Source organism: Chryseobacterium sp. WG14 (genome assembly GCF_024586945.1).
Classification (GTDB): domain Bacteria; phylum Bacteroidota; class Bacteroidia; order Flavobacteriales; family Weeksellaceae; genus Chryseobacterium.
This window is the reverse complement of the sequence record NZ_JALCZD010000002.1, coordinates 203,570-225,783: the sequence shown is the minus strand read 5'-3', so window position 1 is coordinate 225,783 and position 22,214 is coordinate 203,570. Positions and strand designations below refer to the sequence as shown.

Here is a 22,214-nt window from a genome sequence, read left to right as displayed (position 1 = left end):
AACAGCTTTGATTTCTTATCATAAAAAAAGGAAGAGTGAAATATTTCGCTCTTCCTTTTTTATGGTGATATAGAGTATTTATGACTCATTATTTATTGGGTACTGGTTGTATATCTCCTGTATTCATCATATCAAAAACTGTGGGAAAGAACATGACAAGAATAAAGTAGATGATAATCATTAGTACAACTAATGCAAAAAGGATAATGACTAAGCTATTGGGCTTGTTTTTCTTTTGTGGTTCCATGATTTTGTGGTATTTGGTTGATAAATTAAATGAATATAAAATATCAAGCTAATTTCTTGCCACATTGTTTGCAGTATCTGGCATCATCATCAATATCTTCGTTGCCACACCGCTCACATACCTTTTCCAGATTCTGTCTTTTATTGCGCATTTCTGCTGTTACAATTCCGGTAGGAACTGCAATAATAGAATAACCGGCCAACATCAGAACCACTGCAAAAAACTTCCCTAAAGGTGTAATAGGAGATACATCTCCATATCCTACCGTAGTTACAGTAACCACCGCCCAATAAATAGATTGTGGAATGGTTTCAAACCCCGGTCTTCCTCCTTCCACCATAAACATCAGGGAACCAACAATTACCGAAAAAATAATTAAGAATAAAAGGAAAATGTAAATCTTCCGGGAGCTGTTTTTTAAGGCTCTGACAATCACAGAACCATCATTCATAAAGTCCATAAGGTTGAAAACCCTGAAAACCCTGAGCATTCTCAACATTCTGAAAATCAGGAAATATTTCGTTACGGGAAAGAAGAAGCTTAAGTAAAATGGAACCAGTGCAAAAAAATCAATAATCCCAAAGAAACTGAAAATATAGTGTTTCTTATTTTTTACCACGGCAATCCGCATGGAATATTCAATGGAAAAGAAAATAGAGATAATCCATTCCAGGATCAAAAATGTATAATGAAATCTTTTGTCAAGCTGAGGTACACTTTCCATCATAATGATAGCAGTACTGGCAAGAATTAAAGATAGTAATATGATATCGAAAAGTTTTCCGAGCTTAGTGTCGGACCGGTAAATTATCCTGTAAAGGTATCTTTTCCAGAGGGAGTCTTCGGGAACAAGATTGTGTTCTCTTTCCATTTAAAATCGGGTTATTTTCACAATGAAGATAATCATTTTTATGAAGTATGAAGTAAAGATAGGATTGTTAAAAGGAAATTCCAAATATTACCATCTGGCATTATTATGGATCAGTAGGTTCTTATTGAGGCAGAAATTGTTTCGGAATCCTTGTAAAATTAATATCTTCGCTGTAACTGTAAAAATAGACTAATGAAGCTAAGAGCTGTAATTTCAAAGATTGAAGAGGAAATAAGTATCAGACAGGCAGAAGATTTTGATAATGTGGGATTGCTGTGTGGTGTTCCGGATCGGGATGTGAGTGGAATTCTGGTGTGTCATGATGCATTGGAAAATGTAGTGGAAGAGGCGATCCTGAAAAACTGTAATCTGATTGTCTGTTTTCATCCTATCATATTTTCAGGGCTAAAATCCTTAACCGGTAAAAATTATGTTGAAAAAGCTGTTTTAAAGGCTATTGAAAATAAAATTGCCATTTATGCTATTCATACAGCATTTGATAATGATTTCTTTGGAGTGAACTACGGAATATGCAGTCAGTTGGGATTAAAGAACATGAAAATTCTTCAGCCTAAAGAAAATAACCTGAAACAACTGACGGTTTTTGTACCTAAAGACTATTCTGAAAAGGTAAAAGAGGCTATGTTTTCAGCAGGAGCCGGAAACATAGGCTTTTATGATGAATGCAGTTTTACAGTCAACGGGAACGGGACATTTAAGCCGGTAGAAGGTTCCAATCCATTTTCCGGAGAGCAGAATATCCGTGAGAATGCTGATGAGGATATGATTTCCGTAATTTTTGAATCCTATAAACAGGGGCAGATCATTGGTGCAATGAAAGCTGCGCATCCATATGAAGAAGTGGCCCATCAGGTGTACAGTCTGGATAATAAAAACCATCATGCAGGACTTGGAATGTATGGAGAGCTTGCGGAAGAAATGGATGAGAAAGATTTTCTGCAGTTTGTAAAAGAAAAATTCAGTCTTGAGGTGATAAAACATTCTGCCTTTAATCATAAAAAAATAAAAAAAGTAGGCGTTCTCGGAGGATCCGGAGCCAGTGGAATAAGAGCTGCAATGTCCAAAAAATGTGATGTTTATCTCACAGGGGATCTTAAATATCACGATTATTTTTTAGCTGAGTCTAAAATGCTGATCTGTGATATAGGCCATTATGAATCAGAACAATTTGTAAGTCAACAATTATTTGAAATTTTATCACAAAAATTTAGTACATTTGCAATTTCAAAATCTATTGAAAAAACAAACCCAGTAAATTATTTCATTTAACATATGGCAAAAACCAACGATATTTCAGTTGAAGAAAAATTAAGAGCTTTATACGATTTACAGATCATTGATTCAAGATTGGATGAAATCCGAAATACTAGAGGAGAATTGCCAATTGAAGTTGAAGATCTTGAAATCGAGATTGAAGGTCTTGAGAAAAGAGCTGAAAAATTTCATGCAGACATCAAAGAACAGGATGATCAGATTAAAACCAAGCATGAAGTTATTAACCATGCAAAAGCTTTAATTGAGAAATATAAATCTCAGCAGGATAATGTAAGAAACAACAAAGAGTTTGAAGCATTAGGAAAAGAAATTGAATTCCAGGATCTGGAAATTCAGCTTGCTGATAAGAGAATTAAAGAATTCGGGGTTAAAATTGCTCACAAAAACGAAACTTTAAGCGAATTGAACGCAAAGATTGATGATTTAAAGAATCACTTGAAATTCAAGAAAGAAGAATTAAATGATCTTGTGTCTGAAACTCAAAAAGAAGAAGAATATCTTTTAGAGCAATCTAAAGAATTCGCAGGTAAAATTGATGAAAGATTATTGGCTTCTTACAACAGAATCAGAACAAACTCTATCAACGGTCTTGCAGTAGTAGGATTAGAAAGAGGGGCTCCAAAAGGATCTTTCTTCACTATTCCTCCTCAAAAGCAAATGGAAATTGCTCAGAGAAAGAAAATCATTATTGACGAACACTCTGGAAAAATCCTTGTAGACGATGAGTTGGTAATGGAAGAAAATGAAAAAATGAAATCTGTAATTAAATTCTAATTATCGATTTTAAATAATACAAAAGCTGCTTCAGAGATGAGGCAGCTTTTTTTATAGTCTTTTTGAAATAGATGTTGCTTTTGGGAGATGGTTGTAAACACTAATGACACAAATATTTTCACAAATAACACAAATGCTTTTAGACAGAACTTCTTCGCTGTTTATGAAAATGCTGGTTTAGATTCCTTCGAAATGACAAAACAGGACGTTGGGTGGTTTGAAATATCTGATAATCGGATAGGTTAGAAGGGGGAGTGTCTAATAGAAATGGTCCTGGTTTGTTTTATTTTTAAAAATATATTGTGATTGCTAAACACTGATGGCACAAATGTTTTCACAAATAACACAAATGCTTTTTAAACAGAACTTCTTCGCTGTTATGAAAATGCTGGTTTAGATTCCTGCGGAATGACAAAACAGGACGTTGGGTGGTTTGAAATATCTGATAATCGGATAGGTTAGAAGGGGAGTGTCCAATAGAAATGGTCCTGGTCTGTTTTATTTTTAAAAATATATTGTGGTTGCTAAACACTGATGGCACAAATATTTTCACAAATAACACAAATGCTTTTTAAACAGAACTTCTTCGCTGTTATGAAAATGCTGGTTTAGATTCCTTCGAAATGACAAAACAGGACGTTGGGTGGTTTGAAATACTAAAATATTCAATAGAAACGGACTTTAGTCCGTTTATTTTAAGACCCCTATTCCAATGGCTTTAGCCTAAACATTAAAAATATCATAATCTTTTTTTAAAGCATAAAAAAACCGCTCCAAAAGAAGCGGTTAGTGTTTTATTCATGATGATCATACATCTTATTGTAGAGGGACATAAATTTCTCTTTTACAGCCTTTCTTTTTAGCTTTAAAGTTGGAGTAAGCAGTCCGCTTTCAATACTCCATATTTCAGGAGTCAATTCAATCTTTTTGATTTTCTCCCAGTTTCCAAGGTGTTCATTAATACCCTCAATTTCTTTTTCTATTCTTTCTTTTAATTCAGTGCTTTTAGCAATCTCTTCAGGGGTAGTGCCAATATTTAAATTATTTCGCATAGCCCAGCTTTTTGCAAATTCAAAATCAGGCTGTACCAACGCACACGGCATTTTTTCACCATCACCCACAACCATGATCTGTTCGATGAATTTAGATGCCTTTGCTAAATTTTCAATAGTTTGAGGTGCTATATATTTCCCGCCTGAAGTTTTGAACATTTCTTTTTTACGGTCTGTAATCTGTAAAAATCCATCACTGTCAATATGCCCGATATCTCCTGTTTTGAAAAATCCGTCTTCAGTAAAAGCTTCTTTGGTCATTTCTTCATTTTTGAAATACGCTTTGAATATAGAAGGTCCTTTTACTGTAATCTCGCCATCTTCCTGGATTTTTACCTTTAAATTATCTAAAGGTACCCCTACGGTTCCCACTTTCATTTTTTCAAAGCTGTTCACCGAAATTACCGGAGATGTTTCCGTTAAGCCATATCCTTCCAAAATAGGAATTCCTGCATTCTGGAACATAAGGTTCAGTCTTGTAGATAAAGCTGCTGATCCGGAAACTAAAGTGACAATTTCACCTCCCAAGCCTTCTCTCCATTTAGAGAAAACCAGTTTATCTGCAATGATTTCCTGTATTCCGGATGGTTTTGAAATTTCTTTCTTCTTACTAATCAAATTTAAAGCCCAGAAGAATATTTTTGATTTCAACCCACCTGCAGAAGAACCGGTATTATAAATCTTATCATACACCTTTTCTACCAGTCTCGGAACAACAGTCATATAATGAGGTTTCACTTCTTTTACGTTTTCTCCCATTTTGTCGATGCTTTCAGCAAAATAGAGTGAAAATCCTTTGTATTGGTAAAGATAAAACAGCATTCTTTCAAAAATATGACAGATAGGCAGGAAGCTTAATGCTCTTGTTTCTTTGTAGTCAAGGCTTCTTTTCTTGGGAATCCTTGGAATAGATCCCAATACATTAGAAACGATGTTATTGTGGGTCAGCATCACCCCTTTAGGTCTGCCGGTAGTTCCGGAAGTGTAAATAATCGTTGCCAGGTCTTCAGTATTGATGGCATTGGACAGATCTTCTACTTCAATTTGTGTAGATTCATCCTTACCGAGATCCAGAATTTCTTTCCAGTTGGCAGCACCGCTTATATTGTCGAAAGTAAAGATTCCCTGTAGGCTGGGAATATTGTGTTTTACTTTCATTACTTTATTCAACAGCTCTTTGTCAGAAACAAAACAATACTGTATTTCTGCATTATTGAAGATGAATTCATAATCTTCCGGGGAGATACTGGGATAAACCGGTACCGAAACAACACCGATCTGAGACATTCCGAAATCCATGATAGCCCATTCCGTACGGGAATTGGTAGTAATCAATGCAATCTTATCTCCTGGTTTTATTCCCAGTTTCAGTAATCCTCTGGATATCTTATTTCCTTCATTAATAAACTCTTGGGTAGAAGTTTTTTTCCATTCACCATGGTATTTGGTAACAAACATATCCGCTTTAGGATATTTTTCCAAAGCGTAGTGAGGAATATCGAATAATCTCTTTATCGTCATGATTTTTTAAGTAATTTATAAAGAAATCTAAATATAAGCATTTTTTTTAATTTTTGAAGTTTGAATGAGATAATTGAATGTTTACCATAATATATTGATTATTTTATAACGATAAGTCGCTTTGAAGTCTACTTTTTTTAACTAACTTCTAATCACTCTATTCTAACTTCTAATTTATATTTCCAGATTTGCTTAAAAAGTGTAAATTTACGGCTATCTAATTATTTTTTTATGAACTTTAATTTATCAGAAGAACAGTTGATGATTCAGCAGGCGGCAAGAGATTTTGCACAAAATGAATTATTACCTGGAGTTATTGAAAGAGACCGTGACCAGAAATTCCCTGCAGAACAGGTTAAGAAAATGGGTGAGATGGGTCTTCTAGGAATGATGGTTGATCCACAGTACGGAGGGGCAGGTATGGACAGTGTTTCTTACGTTTTGGCAATGGAAGAAATTGCAAAAATAGATGCTTCAGCTGCTGTTGTAATGTCTGTAAACAATTCATTGGTTTGTGCCGGTCTTGAAAAGTTTGCTTCTGAAGAACAAAAAGTAAAATACCTTACTCCTCTTGCTAGCGGAAAGGTAATCGGAGCATTTGCATTATCTGAGCCTGAAGCAGGTTCTGATGCAACTTCTCAGAAAACAACAGCGGAAGATAAAGGAGATTACTATCTTTTAAATGGTATTAAAAACTGGATCACAAACGGTGGAACAGCTTCTTATTATATCGTAATTGCTCAAACTGACCCGGAGAAAAAACATAAAGGAATCAATGCTTTTATTGTAGAAAGAGGATGGGAAGGTTTTGAAATCGGACTGAAAGAAGACAAATTAGGAATCAGAGGAAGTGATACCCACTCTTTGATCTTTAATAATGTAAAAATACCGAAAGAAAACAGAATTGGTGAAGACGGATTCGGGTTCAACTTTGCAATGGCGGTATTGAACGGAGGAAGAATCGGAATTGCTTCTCAGGCATTAGGTATTGCCTCGGGAGCATATGAATTAGCTTTAAAATATGCTAAAACCAGAAAAGCTTTCAAAACCGAAATCATCAACCATCAGGCAATTGCTTTTAAATTAGCTGATATGGCTACTCAGATTACTGCAGCCAGAATGTTATGCTTCAAGGCAGCATGTGAAAAAGATGAAGGAAAAGACATTTCCGAAAGCGGGGCTATGGCGAAACTATATGCTTCTCAGGTAGCGATGGATACTACTATTGAAGCAGTACAGGTCCACGGTGGATACGGATATGTAAAAGAATATCACGTAGAAAGATTAATGAGAGATGCAAAAATCACTCAGATCTACGAAGGAACTTCTGAAATTCAGAAAATCGTGATCTCAAGAAGTATCGCAAAATAACTATTTTTAAAACACACATTCTATGAAAAAATCTTTGTGGATCACTCTCGGTGTCATACTGCTATTGTTAGGAGTATTTGTATGGTATAAGTACTTCTTCGTCTTTGGAGAAGGCGTGAAATCCGGATACCTGAATTATGCCATGAAAAAAGGCTATATCTTCAAAACTTATGAAGGTAAACTGATTCAGGAAGGATTTGGAAAAGGTAAAGCAGGAGGTATTACAAGCTATGAGTTTGAATTTTCTGTGGATGACCCTGAAGTTTTCAAACAACTGGAAACCAATAGCGGTAAAACCTTTGATCTCCATTACAAAGAATACAACGGGGCACTTCCCTGGAGAGGAAACACAAAGTTTGTCGTAGATAAAGTAGTGAATATGAAATAACAGAAAGGCTTCCCATGTGGAGGCCTTTTAATGTATAATGTATAATGTATAATGTATAATGTATAATGTATAATGTATAATGTATAATGTGAACATTAAACACCTTCTACATCAATAGAAACGGGCTTTAGCCTGTTTTTTTGAAAGAACCATCCAATTTGGCTTTAGCCAAAACCTAATAAGTAAAGAAGAATAGAAATCAACGCAACGCTGATTATTTAAATTCAAATTTCCGGCAAAAAAAAATCCATCACGGGGATGGATTTTTAATTCTAGTGAGAATCGTTATCAGGAAGGTTTTTATTCCTTTTTTTGTAAAAGTAATATCCAATACCGCCAATCACGAATAAAGGCCATAAGGGAAGGATAAACAAGAAAATAGAAGCAATAGCACCCCAACCGGATGAAACGGCTGCCAGAGATTTCTCTCCGAAGTTTTTAGGCTCTTTTTCAGTTTCTGTTTTGTCTGTAAGGCTTACTGAGATACTGCAAATAGCATTATCCGTATAGTCATTTCCTGAAACCTGAATGTTTTTACTCTCAATATCACCAATACTATTGTTTAAAGCATCCATTAAACCGTCAAAATTCTGAATAGGAACTTTAATGTCCATAGTATATACTTTTTGATCTTCACGTCTGCGGTCTGCAGATTCTATATAAGAAAGATCTTCACTTTTGATATACCCGTTGTTTTTAAGGGCCTCTTCCTTAATGATTTCTTTTACCGTTTCGGCATTATCTGCTTTAATGGAGATCTGACCGGATTTTACCATTCTGTTTTTAGGCATGTTCAGTTCATAACTGTCATTTTTTGGCTTGTCTTTATAAATCACTTTGGTTTCTTTGATCACCTTGGGAGCTGGAACATTAACTACTATTTTTTCAGACTTCTTTGCAGCAGAATCCTTTTTCTCCACCTTAGATTCCAGTTTTGTAGAGGCAATTTTATCAGATAAAGAATCTACAACCTTTGATGTACTTTCTATTTTTTGCTGGATCTCGTTTTTGGTGTTTTCAAAATCTTTTATTTTGATATTGGCAGAATCAAGAGTTTTGCTGATGGTATGGCTGGCATTGTCTATAGCTTCCGTAGCAACACTAGAAGCACTGTCTGCCGTCTGTATTGTTTTTTCAAGTTGAGATTGTGCAGCTTCTCCTTTTTTACACATAATAAAGGTGCTTGATATAGCTACCAGTAAGATGAACTTTTTCATAACATTAATTTTTGATGAAGTAAAATTAGGAGGAGAGTGCCTGAAACGCTTGTAAATAGACTGTATTATGCTGGTAAAACGATAACTGTTGTATTATCAGTATTTTGTATTTGTTTTACAAGAGATTTACAAAGCCGTTTTGCAGATCCCATACTGCTTTTGATGGGATTTTACCAGGATATATTTGAATCTGTCAGACTTTATAGCTGAGTATATCTTTATTCATCCGAAGACTGAAGAGATTATGCAGATTTTTATGAAAATAAATAAAGGAAATAATCTTGGCTTAAAGCAAGATCTTTTTTAGTTCCTCATAATCTAAAGGAAAAGTATTCTTCTTTACAGAATAAAAAATCCGCAGAGAAAAACTCTGCGGATCTATGTTTTTAGCGATTCTGCTTATTAATGATCTTTAAACTCACTGATGAAGTGCAGTTTTACATTCGGGAATTTTTCCTGCGTCATATGAATCGTAAATGAAGAGTCTGCTAAAAATACAAGCTGGTTGTATTTATCTCTGGCAAGGAATCTTTGCTTTAATCTTGCAAATTCTTTAAACTCTTCTGATTTTTCATCAGCTTCTACCCAACATGCTTTGTGCATAGATAGAGGTTCATAAGTACATTTAGCACCATATTCGTGTTCCAGACGGTATTGGATAACTTCATACTGAAGGGCTCCCACTGTTCCGATAATTTTTCTATTGTTCATTTCCAGCGTGAATAGCTGTGCAACTCCTTCGTCCATCAGCTGATCGATACCTTTTGCCAACTGCTTGGCCTTAAGCGGATCATTATTATTGATATAACGGAAATGTTCCGGAGAGAAACTAGGAACTCCTTTGAAGCTAAGTTTTTCACCACCGGTCAGGGTATCACCAATTCTAAAATTCCCTGTATCATGAAGACCTACAATATCACCGGGAAAGCTTTCCTCCACTACTTCTTTTTTATCAGCAAAGAAAGCATTGGGAGATGAGAACTTCATCTTTTTACCTTCTCTTACCAGCAAATAATTTTCATTTCTTTTAAAGGTTCCCGAAACAATTTTCACGAATGCCAGTCTGTCTCTGTGTTTAGGATCCATATTAGCGTGGATCTTGAACACAAAACCTGTAAAATTGCTTTCTTCCGGTTTTACTATACGAAGGTCACTTTCTTTAGGTTGCGGCATAGGAGCAATTTCGATAAATGCATTCAATAGCTCACGTACCCCAAAGTTATTTAATGCCGAACCGAAGAATACCGGCTGAAGATCACCGTTCATATACTCTTCACGATTAAATTCAGGATATACGGATTGAATAAGCTCTAGTTCATCTCTTAATGTTTGGGCCGCTTTTGGACCTATGGCCTCATCAATAGAAGGATCATTGATATTATCGAAAGTGATGGATTCTCCTACTTTTTGTTTTTTCTCTTCCAGGAATAACTGAATATTGTTTTCCCAGATATTATAAATACCCTGGAAGTCACTTCCCATACCAATTGGAAGGGAAAGCGGAACCACTCTTAATCCGAGTTTTTGCTCTACTTCATCCAACAGATCAAAAGCGTCCTTACCTTCACGGTCAAGTTTATTGATGAAAACAAGCATAGGAATGTTTCTCATTCTGCAAACTTTCACCAGTTTTTCTGTCTGTTCCTCAACCCCTTTTGCAACGTCAATTACAACGATTACAGAATCTACAGCAGTTAAGGTTCTATAGGTATCTTCAGCAAAATCTTTGTGACCTGGGGTATCCAGGATATTGATTTTATGATCTTTATATTCAAAAGCCAATACGGAAGTGGCCACAGAGATCCCTCTCTGTCTTTCAATTTCCATAAAGTCGGAGGTAGCTCCTTTTTTTATTTTATTGGATTTTACCGCACCCGCTTCCTGGATAGCTCCCCCAAAAAGAAGTAATTTCTCCGTAAGGGTAGTTTTTCCGGCATCCGGGTGGGAAATAATCCCAAAAGTCTTTCTTTTTTGTATTTCTTTGAGTAAGTCTGACATATCGTATTTTGAAGTTGCAAAAATCGTGATTTTTTATGAGGTTTTCAAATAAAATACGAGAATGTTAGTTGTAAGGTTCAGGTTGCGGAGTTGGAGGGTTTTAGAGTAGAGGAATAGTATGGATGGCTACTCTTTGTTTTTGTAATCGGATCAAGCATTGGCTCCTTCTATGGTAAGCTCTGTATGATCTTCAAATTTTAGATTATAAGTAAACTTAGGTATTATACTTCATATAGACAAATACCATAAAACAGATAAACCCAACGCAGATAAGAGCCAGAAGAATGAAAACCCAGGTTGTCAGTGCACTGCCTTTTTGGTTGATCTTCCATGTTTTTGTATCAATAGAATAAGTGGAAAAAACGATGGGATCTATCTTTAAATCGGAACGGAAAACAGTGATTCCTCTCAAAAAATGGGCATATAAAGCTTGTTTATTCTTTACAGCAAAAAGCGGAAGATTCATATCGATACGTCTTGTTGTCTGGCCGGTTTTTTCTGATTGTATAATGACTTCAAGCCACGGAATAATTCCTGAATTTGTAGTACTTACTGTCCGGATATCAAAGTCCTGCTCTGAAGTCCGAAGATCGGTATAGAGTATTTTATCTACAATTTCGTCCTGCGAATTATAGAATAAGAGGCCACTTTGGTCAACAATAATTTTACAGGCCATTTTCTTGCTTTTTACAATGTAGTGCCAGGTAACAGGAATTAATATTGGAAGCGAAAGCCCCCAGCATAGCAAGGTTGGATAGAACATAGTCTCCAATCCTCTTTTATAAATTCCATACACGGGACCCAAAACGAAAAGAACAAAGAAGAAAAGAAGCAGGCCAAAAAAAGTCACGTTCAGAATAAGAGTGATCAATCGGTTTATTGTAGATTCAATACTCGGAAATGGAGATTCTGTCTTCATTTTTTATACTATTATGGTTATCGGAGCGAAAATAAGAATTTCCTTTTTTAGTTGCCTGTGGCATTCAAAAAAATTATCTTTGTTTCCATAAATTTTACAGAAAAAAGAATGGAAAATAGCAAATATCCAAAGTTTACTTTCACATGGTTAGGAGGGCTTACTTTGGTAGTGGGACTGTTTGTAGGAACAATGGCTGTTTCTTTATTCAGTACTTTTTGGAAAGTAGCTTTCAAAGAAAACCTTGAACTAAAAGACTGGTTTTTGATGGTGGCTAATTCTGTAGGATTTCTAACTGCTATTGCCTTTTTTGATTTTTTCATTGTAAGGCGTACTACCAAAAAGAAACTCAATTTCAACCTTTCTTCAGTTAATTTTTATACCTATCTTCTGGTTTTCCCCATGATGGCCGGGATGATGTTTATTGCAGAGTTTGTTACCTCTTTAATCCCAACTACAGGTCCTGTTTTTGGAGACTTTTATGAATATTTTATTCAGCTTATGAACCAGTTGACGGATGATCCGGTAGTGATGATTATTATGACTGTAATGTTAGCCCCTATTTTTGAAGAAATTATATTCAGAGGAATTATTCAGAAAGGGCTTATCAATAAAGGAGTTAAACCATGGAAAGCTATCGTGTATGCTTCCATTATTTTTGGGGTCGTTCACGGAAACCCATGGCAGTTTATCAGTGCAGTGATACTGGGATGTATACTGGGTTTGGTATATCATAAAACAAAAACTTTATTGCTTCCCATACTCTTGCATGCATTCAATAACCTGAGTCTCTCATTATTGGTGCTTTATGGTAAAGATGAAAGTTTTGCAAAAGTTTTTAATGTTTCAGAATGGCTTATCCTGGCCGTTGGACTTGTCCTTTTTTCATTATTCTACTACCTTTTTATGAAAAAATATAAAGTCCATTATTCTGAAATTTAAATAGATACAGCTAGAAAATAAAATTGGAAAATGAATATAGAAATGGAATTATTAGTAGCCACACACAACGAACATAAGAAAGAAGAAATCCAACAGATCTTAGGAAGCGAGTGTATTGTGAAAAGCCTTACGGACTATAATATTCATGAGGAAATTGTAGAAGACGGAGATTCTTTTCATGCCAATGCTTTGATTAAGGCAAAATACTGCTTTGAAAAAACAGGAGTTCCAAGCTTGGGTGACGACAGCGGTTTGGTTGTGGAATCTTTGGACGGAAGGCCCGGAATATTCTCTGCACGCTATGCTGGAGATCATGATTTTGCTAAAAACATTGAAAAAGTTTTAGCAGAAATGACCGGTATCGAGAATAGAAAAGCTTACTTTGTTACTGTTTTGTGTTACTATGATGAGAATGGGGCTCAGTATTTTGAAGGAAGAGTACATGGAAATCTACTGACAGAAAATAAAGGATTCAAAGGGTTTGGCTATGACCCTATTTTTGTTCCGGAAGGCTATGACAGAACCTTCGCAGAAATGGCTCCTGAAGATAAAAATAAAATCAGCCACCGCAGACAGGCATTAGATCTTTTTATGGATTTTTTAAAGGTGAAAGATTAATATAAAGACAAGAGTTTGCGATCCGGGTATTTGCCATCACACATGGAAGAAACTCTGGATTTGTTGAGCTAGTCTTATGCTTTTCCTATTTAAATTGGACGGTAAAATCTACGTTTTAGATTTTCTGTTGTACATTTGTTATAATAAATTATTGATTTGAGTACTTATTTAACGATATTAGGCTTTAATTCAGCAATACCGACTATCAATACTTCACCCACTGCTCAGTTGCTGGACATGGAAGAAAGACTTTTTCTTATTGATTGTGGTGAGGGAACACAGGTGCAGCTGAGAAAAGCAAAAGCAAGATTTTCAAAAATCAACCATATTTTTATTTCTCATTTACATGGGGATCACTGTTTCGGGCTTCCGGGACTTATTGCATCTTTCCGTCTTTTAGGAAGAGATAATCCGCTTCATGTGTATGGGCCGAAGGGGATTAAGAAGATGCTGGATACTATTTTTGATATTACAGAAACACACCGTGGCTTTGAAGTGGTATACCATGAACTGGATAAAAACTATTCAGAAAAAATTTATGAGGATAACAGGGTAGAAGTATATACTATTCCCTTAGATCATAGGATTTATTGCAATGGTTACCTTTTTAAGGAAAAACCAAAGGACAGGCATCTTAATATGAAAGAAATTGCCAAATACAGTGAAATTGAAACCTGTGATTATCATCATATCAAAGCAGGAAAAGATTTTGTGCTAAGTGATGGTTATGTTCTTAAAAATGAGATCTTAACACTTGATCCGGCACCGGCAGTATCTTATGCTTTTTGCAGTGATACCCGTTATCTGGAAAGTGTACTTCCGATTATTAAAAATGTAACCGTTTTATATCATGAATCCACCTTCCTTCATGATTTGAAGGAAATGGCAGATTACACAGGGCACTCAACCGCTTTGGAGGCGGCAACGATTGCTCAGAAAGCTCAGGCCGGAAAACTTATATTAGGACATTTTTCCAACAGATATGGTGATCTAACGGTATTTACAGATGAGGCAAGAAATGTTTTCCCCAATACGTTTTTACCTAAAGCATTGGAAAGTGTAAAAATTTAAATTGAATATGTTGAAGTTTGAAGAATTAAAAAGTTTCCTGGACGAAAAGGCTGACCGGTATAATACTCCGGACTTTATTGAAAATGACCCCATACAGATTCCGCACCGTTTTTCTTTACAGCAGGATATTGAGATTGCAGGATTTTTAGCAGCAACAATTTCCTGGGGAAACAGAAAGTCAATTATCAGTTCAGCTGAGAAAATGCTCGGTATTATGGGAAATTCTCCCTATGATTTTGTGATGAATTATTCAGAGAAGGATTTGGAAGATATTCAGAGTAAAAGTATCCACAGAACTTTTAACGGTCAGGATTTTGCTTACTTTATCAGGCAGTTCAACAGGATTTACAAAGAAAATGAAAGCCTGGAAAATCTGTTTGAAGTGAAAGAATCGGAAACCAATTTTCTGCATGCTATTGAAAGATTTAGAAATAGTTTTCTTGAGACAGAAAAGCACAGAAGTCATAAACATATCAGTTCTCCAAGTAAGAATTCGTCTGCAAAAAGGATCATTATGTTCTTACGATGGATGGTACGCAAAGATAAACGGGGAGTAGATTTTGGAATCTGGGAAAACATAGATCATAAATATCTGTCAATTCCACTGGATGTTCATACAGGGAATATTTCGAGAAAGCTAGGGTTGATTTCAAGAACCCAGAACGACTGGAAAACAGTTGAAGAGCTCGATGTAGCCATCAGGAAGTTTGATGAAAATGACCCTGCAAAATATGATTTTGCTTTGTTTGGACTTGGAGTAACTAAGGAACTCTTGTAAAAAAAAAGGGATGAAAAAATATAATGAAAAAACAGAAGTTCTTGAAAAAATAGCAGATAATATTACATCATGGATAGGTTCTATTCCGTCTTTGATAGTACACACTCTGCTTTTTATCACTTCGTTTCTGCTTCCTATTCTGAATATTGTGGAATTTGATAAGATGCTTCTTATACTTACCACAGTACTTTCTTTAGAGGCAATTTACCTGGCTATATTTATTCAGATGTCTGTCAATAAAAATCACGAGAAAATTGAAGATATCCAGGAAGATATTGAAGATATCCAGGAAGATATCGAAGAGATCAGTGAGGATATTGAGGAGATCAATGAAGATATTGAAGATATTCAGGAGGATCTGGAAGAGATCAGTGAAGATATTGAGGAGATTGCTGAGGATGAAGAAGATGAAGATCATAGTGAAAGAGCAAAAAATGTAATATTGAAAAGCAATGTGAATTCCAATAAAAATGAAATAAAAGCTTTAAAGGATATTATCAGCCAGTTACAGGGTGAAATTGATCAGTTGAAAAAGAATTGATTTCTGATCATCGCAGGTGTCTTGAAATAAGGCTATACTATTTTATATTGTCATACAGCATAATAACAGATCAGTAAACATTGATCTGTTTTTTTTATGGATAACTATTTTTCGTGATTAAATTTATTGCTGTGGATTTATGAAAAACATAAAAATAAAAAGCATTTGTTGTAAATTTTGATATTAAAATTAACATAAAGGTTTAAAAGAGTGAATTTGATATCTGTTTTTTTTATTACATTTGGGCAAATAAAATTAAAATGTTACATTATAGATCTAAAAACTATTTTTTTCTTTTAGTATTTTTATTGACTTCTATTGCTGTATTTTCTCAGACTTCACCTAGGAGAAAACCTCCAAAAGTGAAACCTTCTGCAGAAAGTCTAAGGGCAGGAACATTTATAGACATCAATGTACCTCCCTATGCTGCCTCCAATTATACTCCTGAGTTATTGGTAAAGAATATCCTGATTAACGGAGGAACTAACTGTACTACAGCGAATGTATCCAATGTTACGGTATCACCCAATCAGGGGTTGGATAATGTAAACAGATTCTGGGGATATTTCAATAAAGGAACAGCTAATTTTCCTTTTACTGATGGTATTGTATTAACCACAGGGTATGCAAAAGAAGGAGGAAATACTTTCAATAGCCACCTTGGATCATCTCCCGGTTCAGGAAGTGATCCCGATCTTGTAGCAGCTATTAATCCGCCCTATAATTTACAGGATGCGGTAGCTCTTGAATTCGATTTCGTTCCCAATTCTACTCAGGTGAAGTTTAATTATATATTTGCTTCAGAAGAATATGCTTCCAATTATCCGTGTACTGACTATACAGATGCCTTTGCTCTCCTATTGAAAAAGGTGGGAGATCCTACCTATACAAATCTTGCGGTATTGCCGGGTGGGGCAGGGCCTGTAAGTGTAACCAATATTGTCCCTGCGGGAAATGGTTTTTCTTGCGGTCCCATCAATGCCACTTACTTTGGAGCCATGAATACTCCGCATGTTGGGATTAATTATAACGGTAGAACAACTCCTTTAACGGCTGTTGCTGATGTAATTCCCGGGCAGACCTATCATTTTAAAATGGTGCTGGCAGATGCGAGAGATCCGGGGTATGATTCGGCAGTTTTTTTAGAAGGAGGGTCTTTTGATATTGGAATTAAAATTGTAGACGGAACAGGAGCTGCTTTGCCCGGTACAATTAATATGTGTGATAATACGCCACAACAGCTTAAAGCACAGGTGGCAGCTATTCCCGGACTGACCTTCCAATGGTATAAAGATGGGGTTTTAATTCCCGGAGCAACCAATGCTATCTATACGGCAACCCAACCGGGAGTTTATCTTGTAAAAGTAATGATTCCGGGGAATCAGTGTCCGGGAGAAGCTACTATTACGATTATAGGAGGAACCAGCCCAACCGTGCAGAATGCAGAAATGAAACTCTGTTCAACACCTACACTTAGTACATTCAATTTGGAAAATGCCAAGCCTATGATCAGTACTACACCGGGAGCTGTATTCCGTTTTTATACCACCCAGGCTGATGCGCAGGCTCAGAATAATAACTTCATTACGAACCTTACAAATTATAACGGAACTGATGGCCAGGTTTTATATGTAAATGTTTCCAACGGAGCATTCTGTAGTAAAATAGCCACACTTACTTTAAGAAAAGAAGAAACTCCTGTTGCCCTGCTTAAAGCTTCAAGATTGAAAATCTGTGTAGGAGAATCCTTGCTGCTGACGGCAGAAGGCGGTGTAACCTATCAATGGAATGATAATTCCGGGGCAGGAGCTATAAGAACAGTAAGTCCTACTCAAACCACCACTTATACAGTGTATGCGATAGGAGCTCAGGGATGTAAATCTTTGCAGGCGGCTACAGTGACCGTAGAAGTGGTGCCTGCTATAGTTTCTTCATTAAAAGGAGGGCATATCTGTCAGGGAGACAGGATTCTCTTAGATGCAGGTTCCGGACCTTCATATACCTATGAATGGAGTACAGGAGAAACCACCCAGGCTATTACAGTGGATACACCGGGTGAATATACGGTGACAATAAGTAATGGAGTGTGTTCTGAAGTGTTTAAGGCTCAGGTAATTCGTGCTGTAATCCCGGCAATAACAAAAGTAGATTTTAATGAGAATGGTACTTTGATTCTTACCGCAAGCAATCCGAGTAACGGGACTCTGGAATATTCAATAGATAACGGAGTGAGCTGGCAGTCTTCCAATGTATTTGGAAATGTACCTAAGAATAAGCTTATTTCTATCAGGGTTAGAGTTAAATATACAAGCTGTGAAGGATTCCTGGAGTATTTTACTTTTGTTATGAAAAATGTAATTACTCCAAACGGAGATAATATCAATGATGTAATTGACTTCAGAGGGGTGAGCAGCTATAATGGATTTAGTGGCTTTGTTTTTGACCGCTATGGAAGAGAGGTTTATAAGGCTGAAAAAATAAGACCTTACTGGGATGGTTATTTCCAGGGTAAACGACTGTCTACGGGTACTTACTGGTATCAGATAACTTATGAAGATCCCGCCAGTAAACAGCCTACTGTAAAAACAGGCTGGATATTGCTTAAAAATATAGAGTAATTGAATTATCATTGAAAGACTGACTGTTTTGTCAGTCTTTCTTTTATTATTTTGAAATAAATAAAGTTGATATCCTATAATAAATAAACTTGCGTTAGTAATAATGTAAATTGCATTAAACTGAATTTTAATCAAAAAAAATAGTATTTTTGTTTAAAATAATATAAAATGTTAAATAGGAGGAAAGGAAGTTTATTTTTTGCGTTATTTTTTATTTTTTTAGGAATCTTGGTCTCTTCTCAAAACAGAGATAGAACAGAAATAGCCGTAAAACGGAGCTCTGCTTCAATGAGGGCGGGAGCTTTTATTAACGTAAATACACCAAACTATCCTGAATCAGGCTATAATATTACACAGTTGGTGAAGGATGTCCTGATATCCGGAGGCGGATGTACGACCTCTACCGTAAATAATGTAACAGTATCTCCTAATCTGGCTCCGGGAAATTCGGAACGAAGCTGGGGATATTTTAATAAAGGTACTACCAATTTTCCTTTTAATAAAGGGATTATTCTTTCAACAGGATATGCAAACAAGGCAGGAAATGACTTTCAGGCAACACTGAGTGATGCGCTGCCTTCCGGTGGAGATAATGATCTGGCTACTGTATTGAACATTCCTAATAATCAATTGTTTGATGCTACCTCTATAGAATTTGATTTTGTAGCTTCCTCTACCGAAATTTCATTCAGGTATTTATTTGCATCCAAAGAATATCAGCAAAATTTCCCCTGTACCATTACCGATGGATTTGCCCTTTTATTAAAAAAAGTGGGTGATCCTACCTATACCAATCTGGCTGTACTGCCAGCTGGTGCAGGACCGGTAAGTGTAAAAAATATCCACCCTGCTTATCCCAATTGCGGACCTATAAACGAAGCTTATTATGGTGGCACGAATACTGCTCAGATTGAAACTAATTTTAACGGGCGTACCATTCCTTTAACAGCAAAAGCAACTGTTGTTCCGGGGCAGACTTATCATTTTAAAATGGTGCTTGCCGATTTCCAGGACCGTAATTTTGATACTGCCGTTTTTCTGGAAGCAGGATCATTTGATATTGGAGTAAAGATCCTGGATCCTGCAGGAGTACAGCTTCCTGACTCTGTGAATATGTGTGACAATTCTCCACAGACCTTTACAGCATCTGTTCAGGGAGCTAACGTGACTTATCAATGGTTTTTAGGTGGCAATGCTATTGCAGGAGCTACGGGAGCCAGCTATACAGCTACACAACCCGGGGTATATTCTGTGAAGGTTTATATCCAGGGAAATACATGTCCGGGAGAAGCCAGTATTACCGTGGTAGGAGGAACATCTCCTACAGTGCAGAATGCCAGCTTAACTGCTTGTTATACTGCTGGAAATGCTATATTTAATTTACCATCGGCGCAAACATCTATAAGTACAACCCCTGGTGCTACTTTCCAATATTATACTACACAGGCTGATGCGAATGCCGGAAATGCCAATACAATTCCTAATCCTACAACGTATCCAAGCGCAGGAGGTCAAACGGTTTATGTTCTGGTTAAAAACGGTTTCTGTTCCAAAGTGGCTCAGCTCCAGTTGATAAAAGCACCACAGATGACCGGAACTATTGCCCCTCCAGTGGTATTAACCTGTGTTAACTCACAGACCACATTGGATGCATCTGCATCTGTTTACCCTGCTGGGGCTACATTTAACTGGACTACAACCGGAGGTAACATTGTGTCGGGAGGAAATACACTCACTCCAGTTGTCAATGCAGCCGGTACGTATACTTTAACAATATCTAATACTTTTCAGCCTGGAAATACTATCTGTACGGCTACCGCTACAGTGACAGTGACGGGTGACAGTGCTCCGCCGGCAACAGGCCTTACAGCAACTAAATTAAATATCTGTAACGGAGATTCTGTAGTGTTGACGGCCTCCGGAGGTACTACCTATAACTGGGTAGGTCTTCCCGGAACAGGAAATACACAAACGGTATCACCTACCACTACTACCACATATTCGGTAACCGCGGTAGGAGCAAATGGCTGTGTATCTCAGAATCCTGCCACCATAACCATAGTGGTCTCTCAACCGTTTACAGCGCAAAATGCAACACTGCATAAATGTTATGAACCCGGATTAACCTATGATCTTACAGAAGCACAAACTCAGATTACAACCGCGACAGGAGTTACTTTTGTTTATTACGTAAATCAGGCTGATGCCAATGCGGGGAATGCTAATTTTATTGCAACTCCAACAGCGTATTCACCACCGGGAAATCAAACGATCTATGTTTTGGTAAGTAATGGAGGATGTAGCTACGTAGTTTCCCTGCAATTATTAAGAACAGCAGTAACTACTCTTACCATAGCACAGCCACAAACAGTTACCTGTACAACTCCTCAGGTTACTTTAAATGCTTCGGCTTCAGTAATACCTGTAGGATCTACCATCACATGGACTACAACTGGAGGAACTATTGTATCGGGAGCTAATACGCTTAATCCTGTAGTAAGTGCAGGTGGTACTTATACACTAACTGTGACCAACGTATCCCAGCCAGGTAATTTAAGCTGTACCTATACTTCCAATGTGACAGTTCCTCAGGATACCACATTACCCACTGCTGGTGTTACTTCTTCGCAACCCCGTATATGTTTGGGGGAATCCGTAACATTGACAGCTACCGGTGGTGCTACTTATAACTGGACAGGACTTCCCGGAAACGGAAGTACACAAGTAGTTTCTCCGGGAACAACAACCGTATACACGGTTTATGCAGTAGGGGCTAACGGATGTGTTTCTGCAACACCGGCTACAGTTACTGTGGAGGTGGGACCCCCTATTGCGGGAATATCAGCTTCAAAGTCAAAAATCTGTGAAGGCGAATCTGTTACATTAACAGCTACGGGAGGAATTACTTATAATTGGGTAGGTCTTCCCGGAAATGGAAATACCCAGGTAGTTACTCCTCCAGTAGGTACTACTGAGTATTCTGTTTATGCATTGGGAGGAAACGGATGTAGTTCTATAAATCCTGCTACAATAAAAATTGAAGTGGTACCTGCTATAGTGTCTACTTTAAAAGATGTTTATGTATGTGCCGGAGATAGTGGTATTTTAGATGCCGGAGCCGGACTTAATTATACTTATCTGTGGAGTACTGGTGCAACTACCCAGACAATCTCTGTTAATCTGCCGGGAACCTACAGTGTTACAATAAGTAATGGAACGTGCTCCAAAGTATTTTCAGCTCAGCTGATTAATCCTGATCTCCCTCAGTTTACGAATATAACCTATGAAAACCATGTTCTTACCCTTACAGCGAGTAATCCGACAGGAGGTATTTTAGAATATTCTATTGATGGTGGGGCAACATGGCAACCCTCTAATATATTTTATAATACTTTAAATAATACAAACTATCACCTGATGGTACGTGTAGTTGGTGCAAAATGTGGTACATCACTGGATTACTTTACACTGGTTATCAGTAATGCTATTACTCCTAATATGGATGGTTTCAATGATACCATAGATTTTACAGGTATCAGTGGTTATAAAGATTTTGCTGCTTCTATTTTTGACCGGTACGGAGCAGAAGTATTTAAGGCAACAAAAGATAATGCAGTGTGGGTAGGTTCCATGAAAGGCTTAAACCTTCCTACCGGTACCTATTGGTATAGGGTACAGTGGGAAAATCCGGCCAGTAAAAAGCTGGAGCAACGTTCAGGCTGGATCTTATTGAAAAACAGGAATTAATAATATTATAAATGATACAGAATAACAAAATCTTTCGGAAACGGAAGATTTTGTTTGTTTTTAGAAGTCATACCGTGATTATATAGGTATGCAAATTCATACAAAAAATTAAAACAGAGATTTAGATTAATAGGATGTATCGGATCATTATGTTTTAATTCTGAATACTTTCTTTACCGCTATTTTTAATGGAATAAAGATGCGGAAGTTATTTATTAGCAAATAATAAATATTATCCAAAATAGCTT

At 36.7% G+C, this 22,214-nt stretch carries 17 protein-coding genes; 11 read left to right on the top strand and 6 right to left on the bottom strand.

All coding sequences use genetic code 11. The features are described 5' to 3' along the window. Nucleotides 1-88: 88 nt before the first annotated feature. Together MP478_RS04160 and MP478_RS04155 are read right to left on the bottom strand one after the other, a co-directional pair. A complete protein-coding gene (locus MP478_RS04160) occupies nucleotides 89-247 on the bottom strand; it encodes a hypothetical protein (RefSeq protein WP_230034271.1) in 159 nt (52 codons plus the stop codon). Nucleotides 248-290: 43 nt separating this feature from the next. Further along, nucleotides 291-1,118: an ion transporter gene (locus MP478_RS04155; protein WP_230034273.1), complete on the bottom strand. Its 828-nt coding sequence runs from the start codon at nucleotides 1,116-1,118 to the stop codon at nucleotides 291-293. Nucleotides 1,119-1,310: 192 nt separating this feature from the next. Between MP478_RS04155 and MP478_RS04150 the strand changes: the two genes are divergently transcribed. Both MP478_RS04150 and MP478_RS04145 read left to right on the top strand, forming a co-directional pair. Further along, complete coding sequence (locus MP478_RS04150; RefSeq protein WP_257190520.1) at nucleotides 1,311-2,408, top strand: Nif3-like dinuclear metal center hexameric protein; 1,098 nt, start codon at nucleotides 1,311-1,313, stop codon at nucleotides 2,406-2,408. Between the two features lie 3 nt (nucleotides 2,409-2,411). Then, nucleotides 2,412-3,188, top strand: a complete 777-nt coding sequence (locus MP478_RS04145; protein WP_230034284.1) for a zinc ribbon domain-containing protein — start codon at nucleotides 2,412-2,414, stop codon at nucleotides 3,186-3,188. Between the two features lie 794 nt (nucleotides 3,189-3,982). On the opposite strand, the gene MP478_RS04140 is transcribed toward MP478_RS04145, so the two are convergent. After that, nucleotides 3,983-5,761 (bottom strand): long-chain fatty acid--CoA ligase, encoded by a 1,779-nt coding sequence (locus tag MP478_RS04140; RefSeq protein WP_257199675.1) that lies wholly within the window; start codon nucleotides 5,759-5,761, stop codon nucleotides 3,983-3,985. Between the two features lie 231 nt (nucleotides 5,762-5,992). Between MP478_RS04140 and MP478_RS04135 the strand changes: the two genes are divergently transcribed. Then, nucleotides 5,993-7,132 (top strand): acyl-CoA dehydrogenase, encoded by a 1,140-nt coding sequence (locus tag MP478_RS04135; protein WP_230034288.1) that lies wholly within the window; start codon nucleotides 5,993-5,995, stop codon nucleotides 7,130-7,132. Nucleotides 7,133-7,154: 22 nt separating this feature from the next. After that, entirely contained in the window at nucleotides 7,155-7,520 is a 366-nt protein-coding gene (locus tag MP478_RS04130; protein ID WP_257199674.1) for a hypothetical protein, read from the top strand. A 272-nt stretch (nucleotides 7,521-7,792) separates the two neighbouring features. On the opposite strand, the gene MP478_RS04125 is transcribed toward MP478_RS04130, so the two are convergent. The 3 genes from MP478_RS04125 to MP478_RS04115 form a co-directional block, all read right to left on the bottom strand. Next, the gene (locus MP478_RS04125) at nucleotides 7,793-8,737 is read right to left on the bottom strand and encodes a DUF4349 domain-containing protein (protein ID WP_257199673.1); all 945 of its coding nucleotides are present in this window, start codon (nucleotides 8,735-8,737) and stop codon (nucleotides 7,793-7,795) included. A 402-nt stretch (nucleotides 8,738-9,139) separates the two neighbouring features. Beyond that, a complete protein-coding gene (locus tag MP478_RS04120; protein WP_230034292.1) occupies nucleotides 9,140-10,735 on the bottom strand; it encodes a peptide chain release factor 3 in 1,596 nt (531 codons plus the stop codon). 214 nt (nucleotides 10,736-10,949) lie between these two features. Then, nucleotides 10,950-11,654, bottom strand: coding sequence for a hypothetical protein (locus tag MP478_RS04115; protein WP_257199672.1), 705 nt, complete (start codon nucleotides 11,652-11,654; stop codon nucleotides 10,950-10,952). 108 nt (nucleotides 11,655-11,762) lie between these two features. Between MP478_RS04115 and MP478_RS04110 the strand changes: the two genes are divergently transcribed. The 7 genes from MP478_RS04110 to MP478_RS04080 all read left to right on the top strand — a co-directional run bounded on the left by MP478_RS04110 (nucleotide 11,763) and on the right by MP478_RS04080 (nucleotide 21,966). Further along, nucleotides 11,763-12,593 (top strand): CPBP family intramembrane glutamic endopeptidase, encoded by an 831-nt coding sequence (locus MP478_RS04110; protein ID WP_257190526.1) that lies wholly within the window; start codon nucleotides 11,763-11,765, stop codon nucleotides 12,591-12,593. Nucleotides 12,594-12,635: 42 nt separating this feature from the next. Continuing rightward, complete coding sequence (gene rdgB, locus MP478_RS04105; protein WP_306592554.1) at nucleotides 12,636-13,211, top strand: RdgB/HAM1 family non-canonical purine NTP pyrophosphatase; 576 nt, start codon at nucleotides 12,636-12,638, stop codon at nucleotides 13,209-13,211. A gap of 156 nt (nucleotides 13,212-13,367) precedes the next feature. Next, the gene (locus MP478_RS04100) at nucleotides 13,368-14,282 is read left to right on the top strand and encodes a ribonuclease Z (protein ID WP_230034300.1); all 915 of its coding nucleotides are present in this window, start codon (nucleotides 13,368-13,370) and stop codon (nucleotides 14,280-14,282) included. 7 nt (nucleotides 14,283-14,289) lie between these two features. Then, nucleotides 14,290-15,060 carry a TIGR02757 family protein gene (locus MP478_RS04095; protein WP_373691666.1) on the top strand — a complete coding sequence of 257 codons (771 nt, stop codon included), beginning with the start codon at nucleotides 14,290-14,292 and terminating at the stop codon, nucleotides 15,058-15,060. 10 nt (nucleotides 15,061-15,070) lie between these two features. Further along, on the top strand, nucleotides 15,071-15,601 hold the full coding sequence (locus MP478_RS04090; protein ID WP_257190527.1) for a DUF1003 domain-containing protein: 531 nt from the start codon (nucleotides 15,071-15,073) through the stop codon (nucleotides 15,599-15,601). Between the two features lie 260 nt (nucleotides 15,602-15,861). Next, nucleotides 15,862-18,219: a gliding motility-associated C-terminal domain-containing protein gene (locus MP478_RS04085; RefSeq protein ID WP_257199671.1), complete on the top strand. Its 2,358-nt coding sequence runs from the start codon at nucleotides 15,862-15,864 to the stop codon at nucleotides 18,217-18,219. Between the two features lie 168 nt (nucleotides 18,220-18,387). After that, nucleotides 18,388-21,966 (top strand): choice-of-anchor L domain-containing protein, encoded by a 3,579-nt coding sequence (locus MP478_RS04080; RefSeq protein WP_257199670.1) that lies wholly within the window; start codon nucleotides 18,388-18,390, stop codon nucleotides 21,964-21,966. Nucleotides 21,967-22,214: the final 248 nt, after the last annotated feature.

Coding starts and splice junctions, on each gene's coding strand:
- MP478_RS04160 (WP_230034271.1), bottom strand. CDS start 247: ATGGAACCACAAAAGAAAAACAAGCCCAATAGCTTAGTCATTATCCTT.
- MP478_RS04155 (WP_230034273.1), bottom strand. CDS start 1,118: ATGGAAAGAGAACACAATCTTGTTCCCGAAGACTCCCTCTGGAAAAGA.
- MP478_RS04150 (WP_257190520.1), top strand. CDS start 1,311: ATGAAGCTAAGAGCTGTAATTTCAAAGATTGAAGAGGAAATAAGTATC.
- MP478_RS04145 (WP_230034284.1), top strand. CDS start 2,412: ATGGCAAAAACCAACGATATTTCAGTTGAAGAAAAATTAAGAGCTTTA.
- MP478_RS04140 (WP_257199675.1), bottom strand. CDS start 5,761: ATGACGATAAAGAGATTATTCGATATTCCTCACTACGCTTTGGAAAAA.
- MP478_RS04135 (WP_230034288.1), top strand. CDS start 5,993: ATGAACTTTAATTTATCAGAAGAACAGTTGATGATTCAGCAGGCGGCA.
- MP478_RS04130 (WP_257199674.1), top strand. CDS start 7,155: ATGAAAAAATCTTTGTGGATCACTCTCGGTGTCATACTGCTATTGTTA.
- MP478_RS04125 (WP_257199673.1), bottom strand. CDS start 8,737: ATGAAAAAGTTCATCTTACTGGTAGCTATATCAAGCACCTTTATTATG.
- MP478_RS04120 (WP_230034292.1), bottom strand. CDS start 10,735: ATGTCAGACTTACTCAAAGAAATACAAAAAAGAAAGACTTTTGGGATT.
- MP478_RS04115 (WP_257199672.1), bottom strand. CDS start 11,654: ATGAAGACAGAATCTCCATTTCCGAGTATTGAATCTACAATAAACCGA.
- MP478_RS04110 (WP_257190526.1), top strand. CDS start 11,763: ATGGAAAATAGCAAATATCCAAAGTTTACTTTCACATGGTTAGGAGGG.
- rdgB (WP_306592554.1), top strand. CDS start 12,636: ATGGAATTATTAGTAGCCACACACAACGAACATAAGAAAGAAGAAATC.
- MP478_RS04095 (WP_373691666.1), top strand. CDS start 14,290: ATGTTGAAGTTTGAAGAATTAAAAAGTTTCCTGGACGAAAAGGCTGAC.
- MP478_RS04090 (WP_257190527.1), top strand. CDS start 15,071: ATGAAAAAATATAATGAAAAAACAGAAGTTCTTGAAAAAATAGCAGAT.
- MP478_RS04085 (WP_257199671.1), top strand. CDS start 15,862: ATGTTACATTATAGATCTAAAAACTATTTTTTTCTTTTAGTATTTTTA.
- MP478_RS04080 (WP_257199670.1), top strand. CDS start 18,388: ATGTTAAATAGGAGGAAAGGAAGTTTATTTTTTGCGTTATTTTTTATT.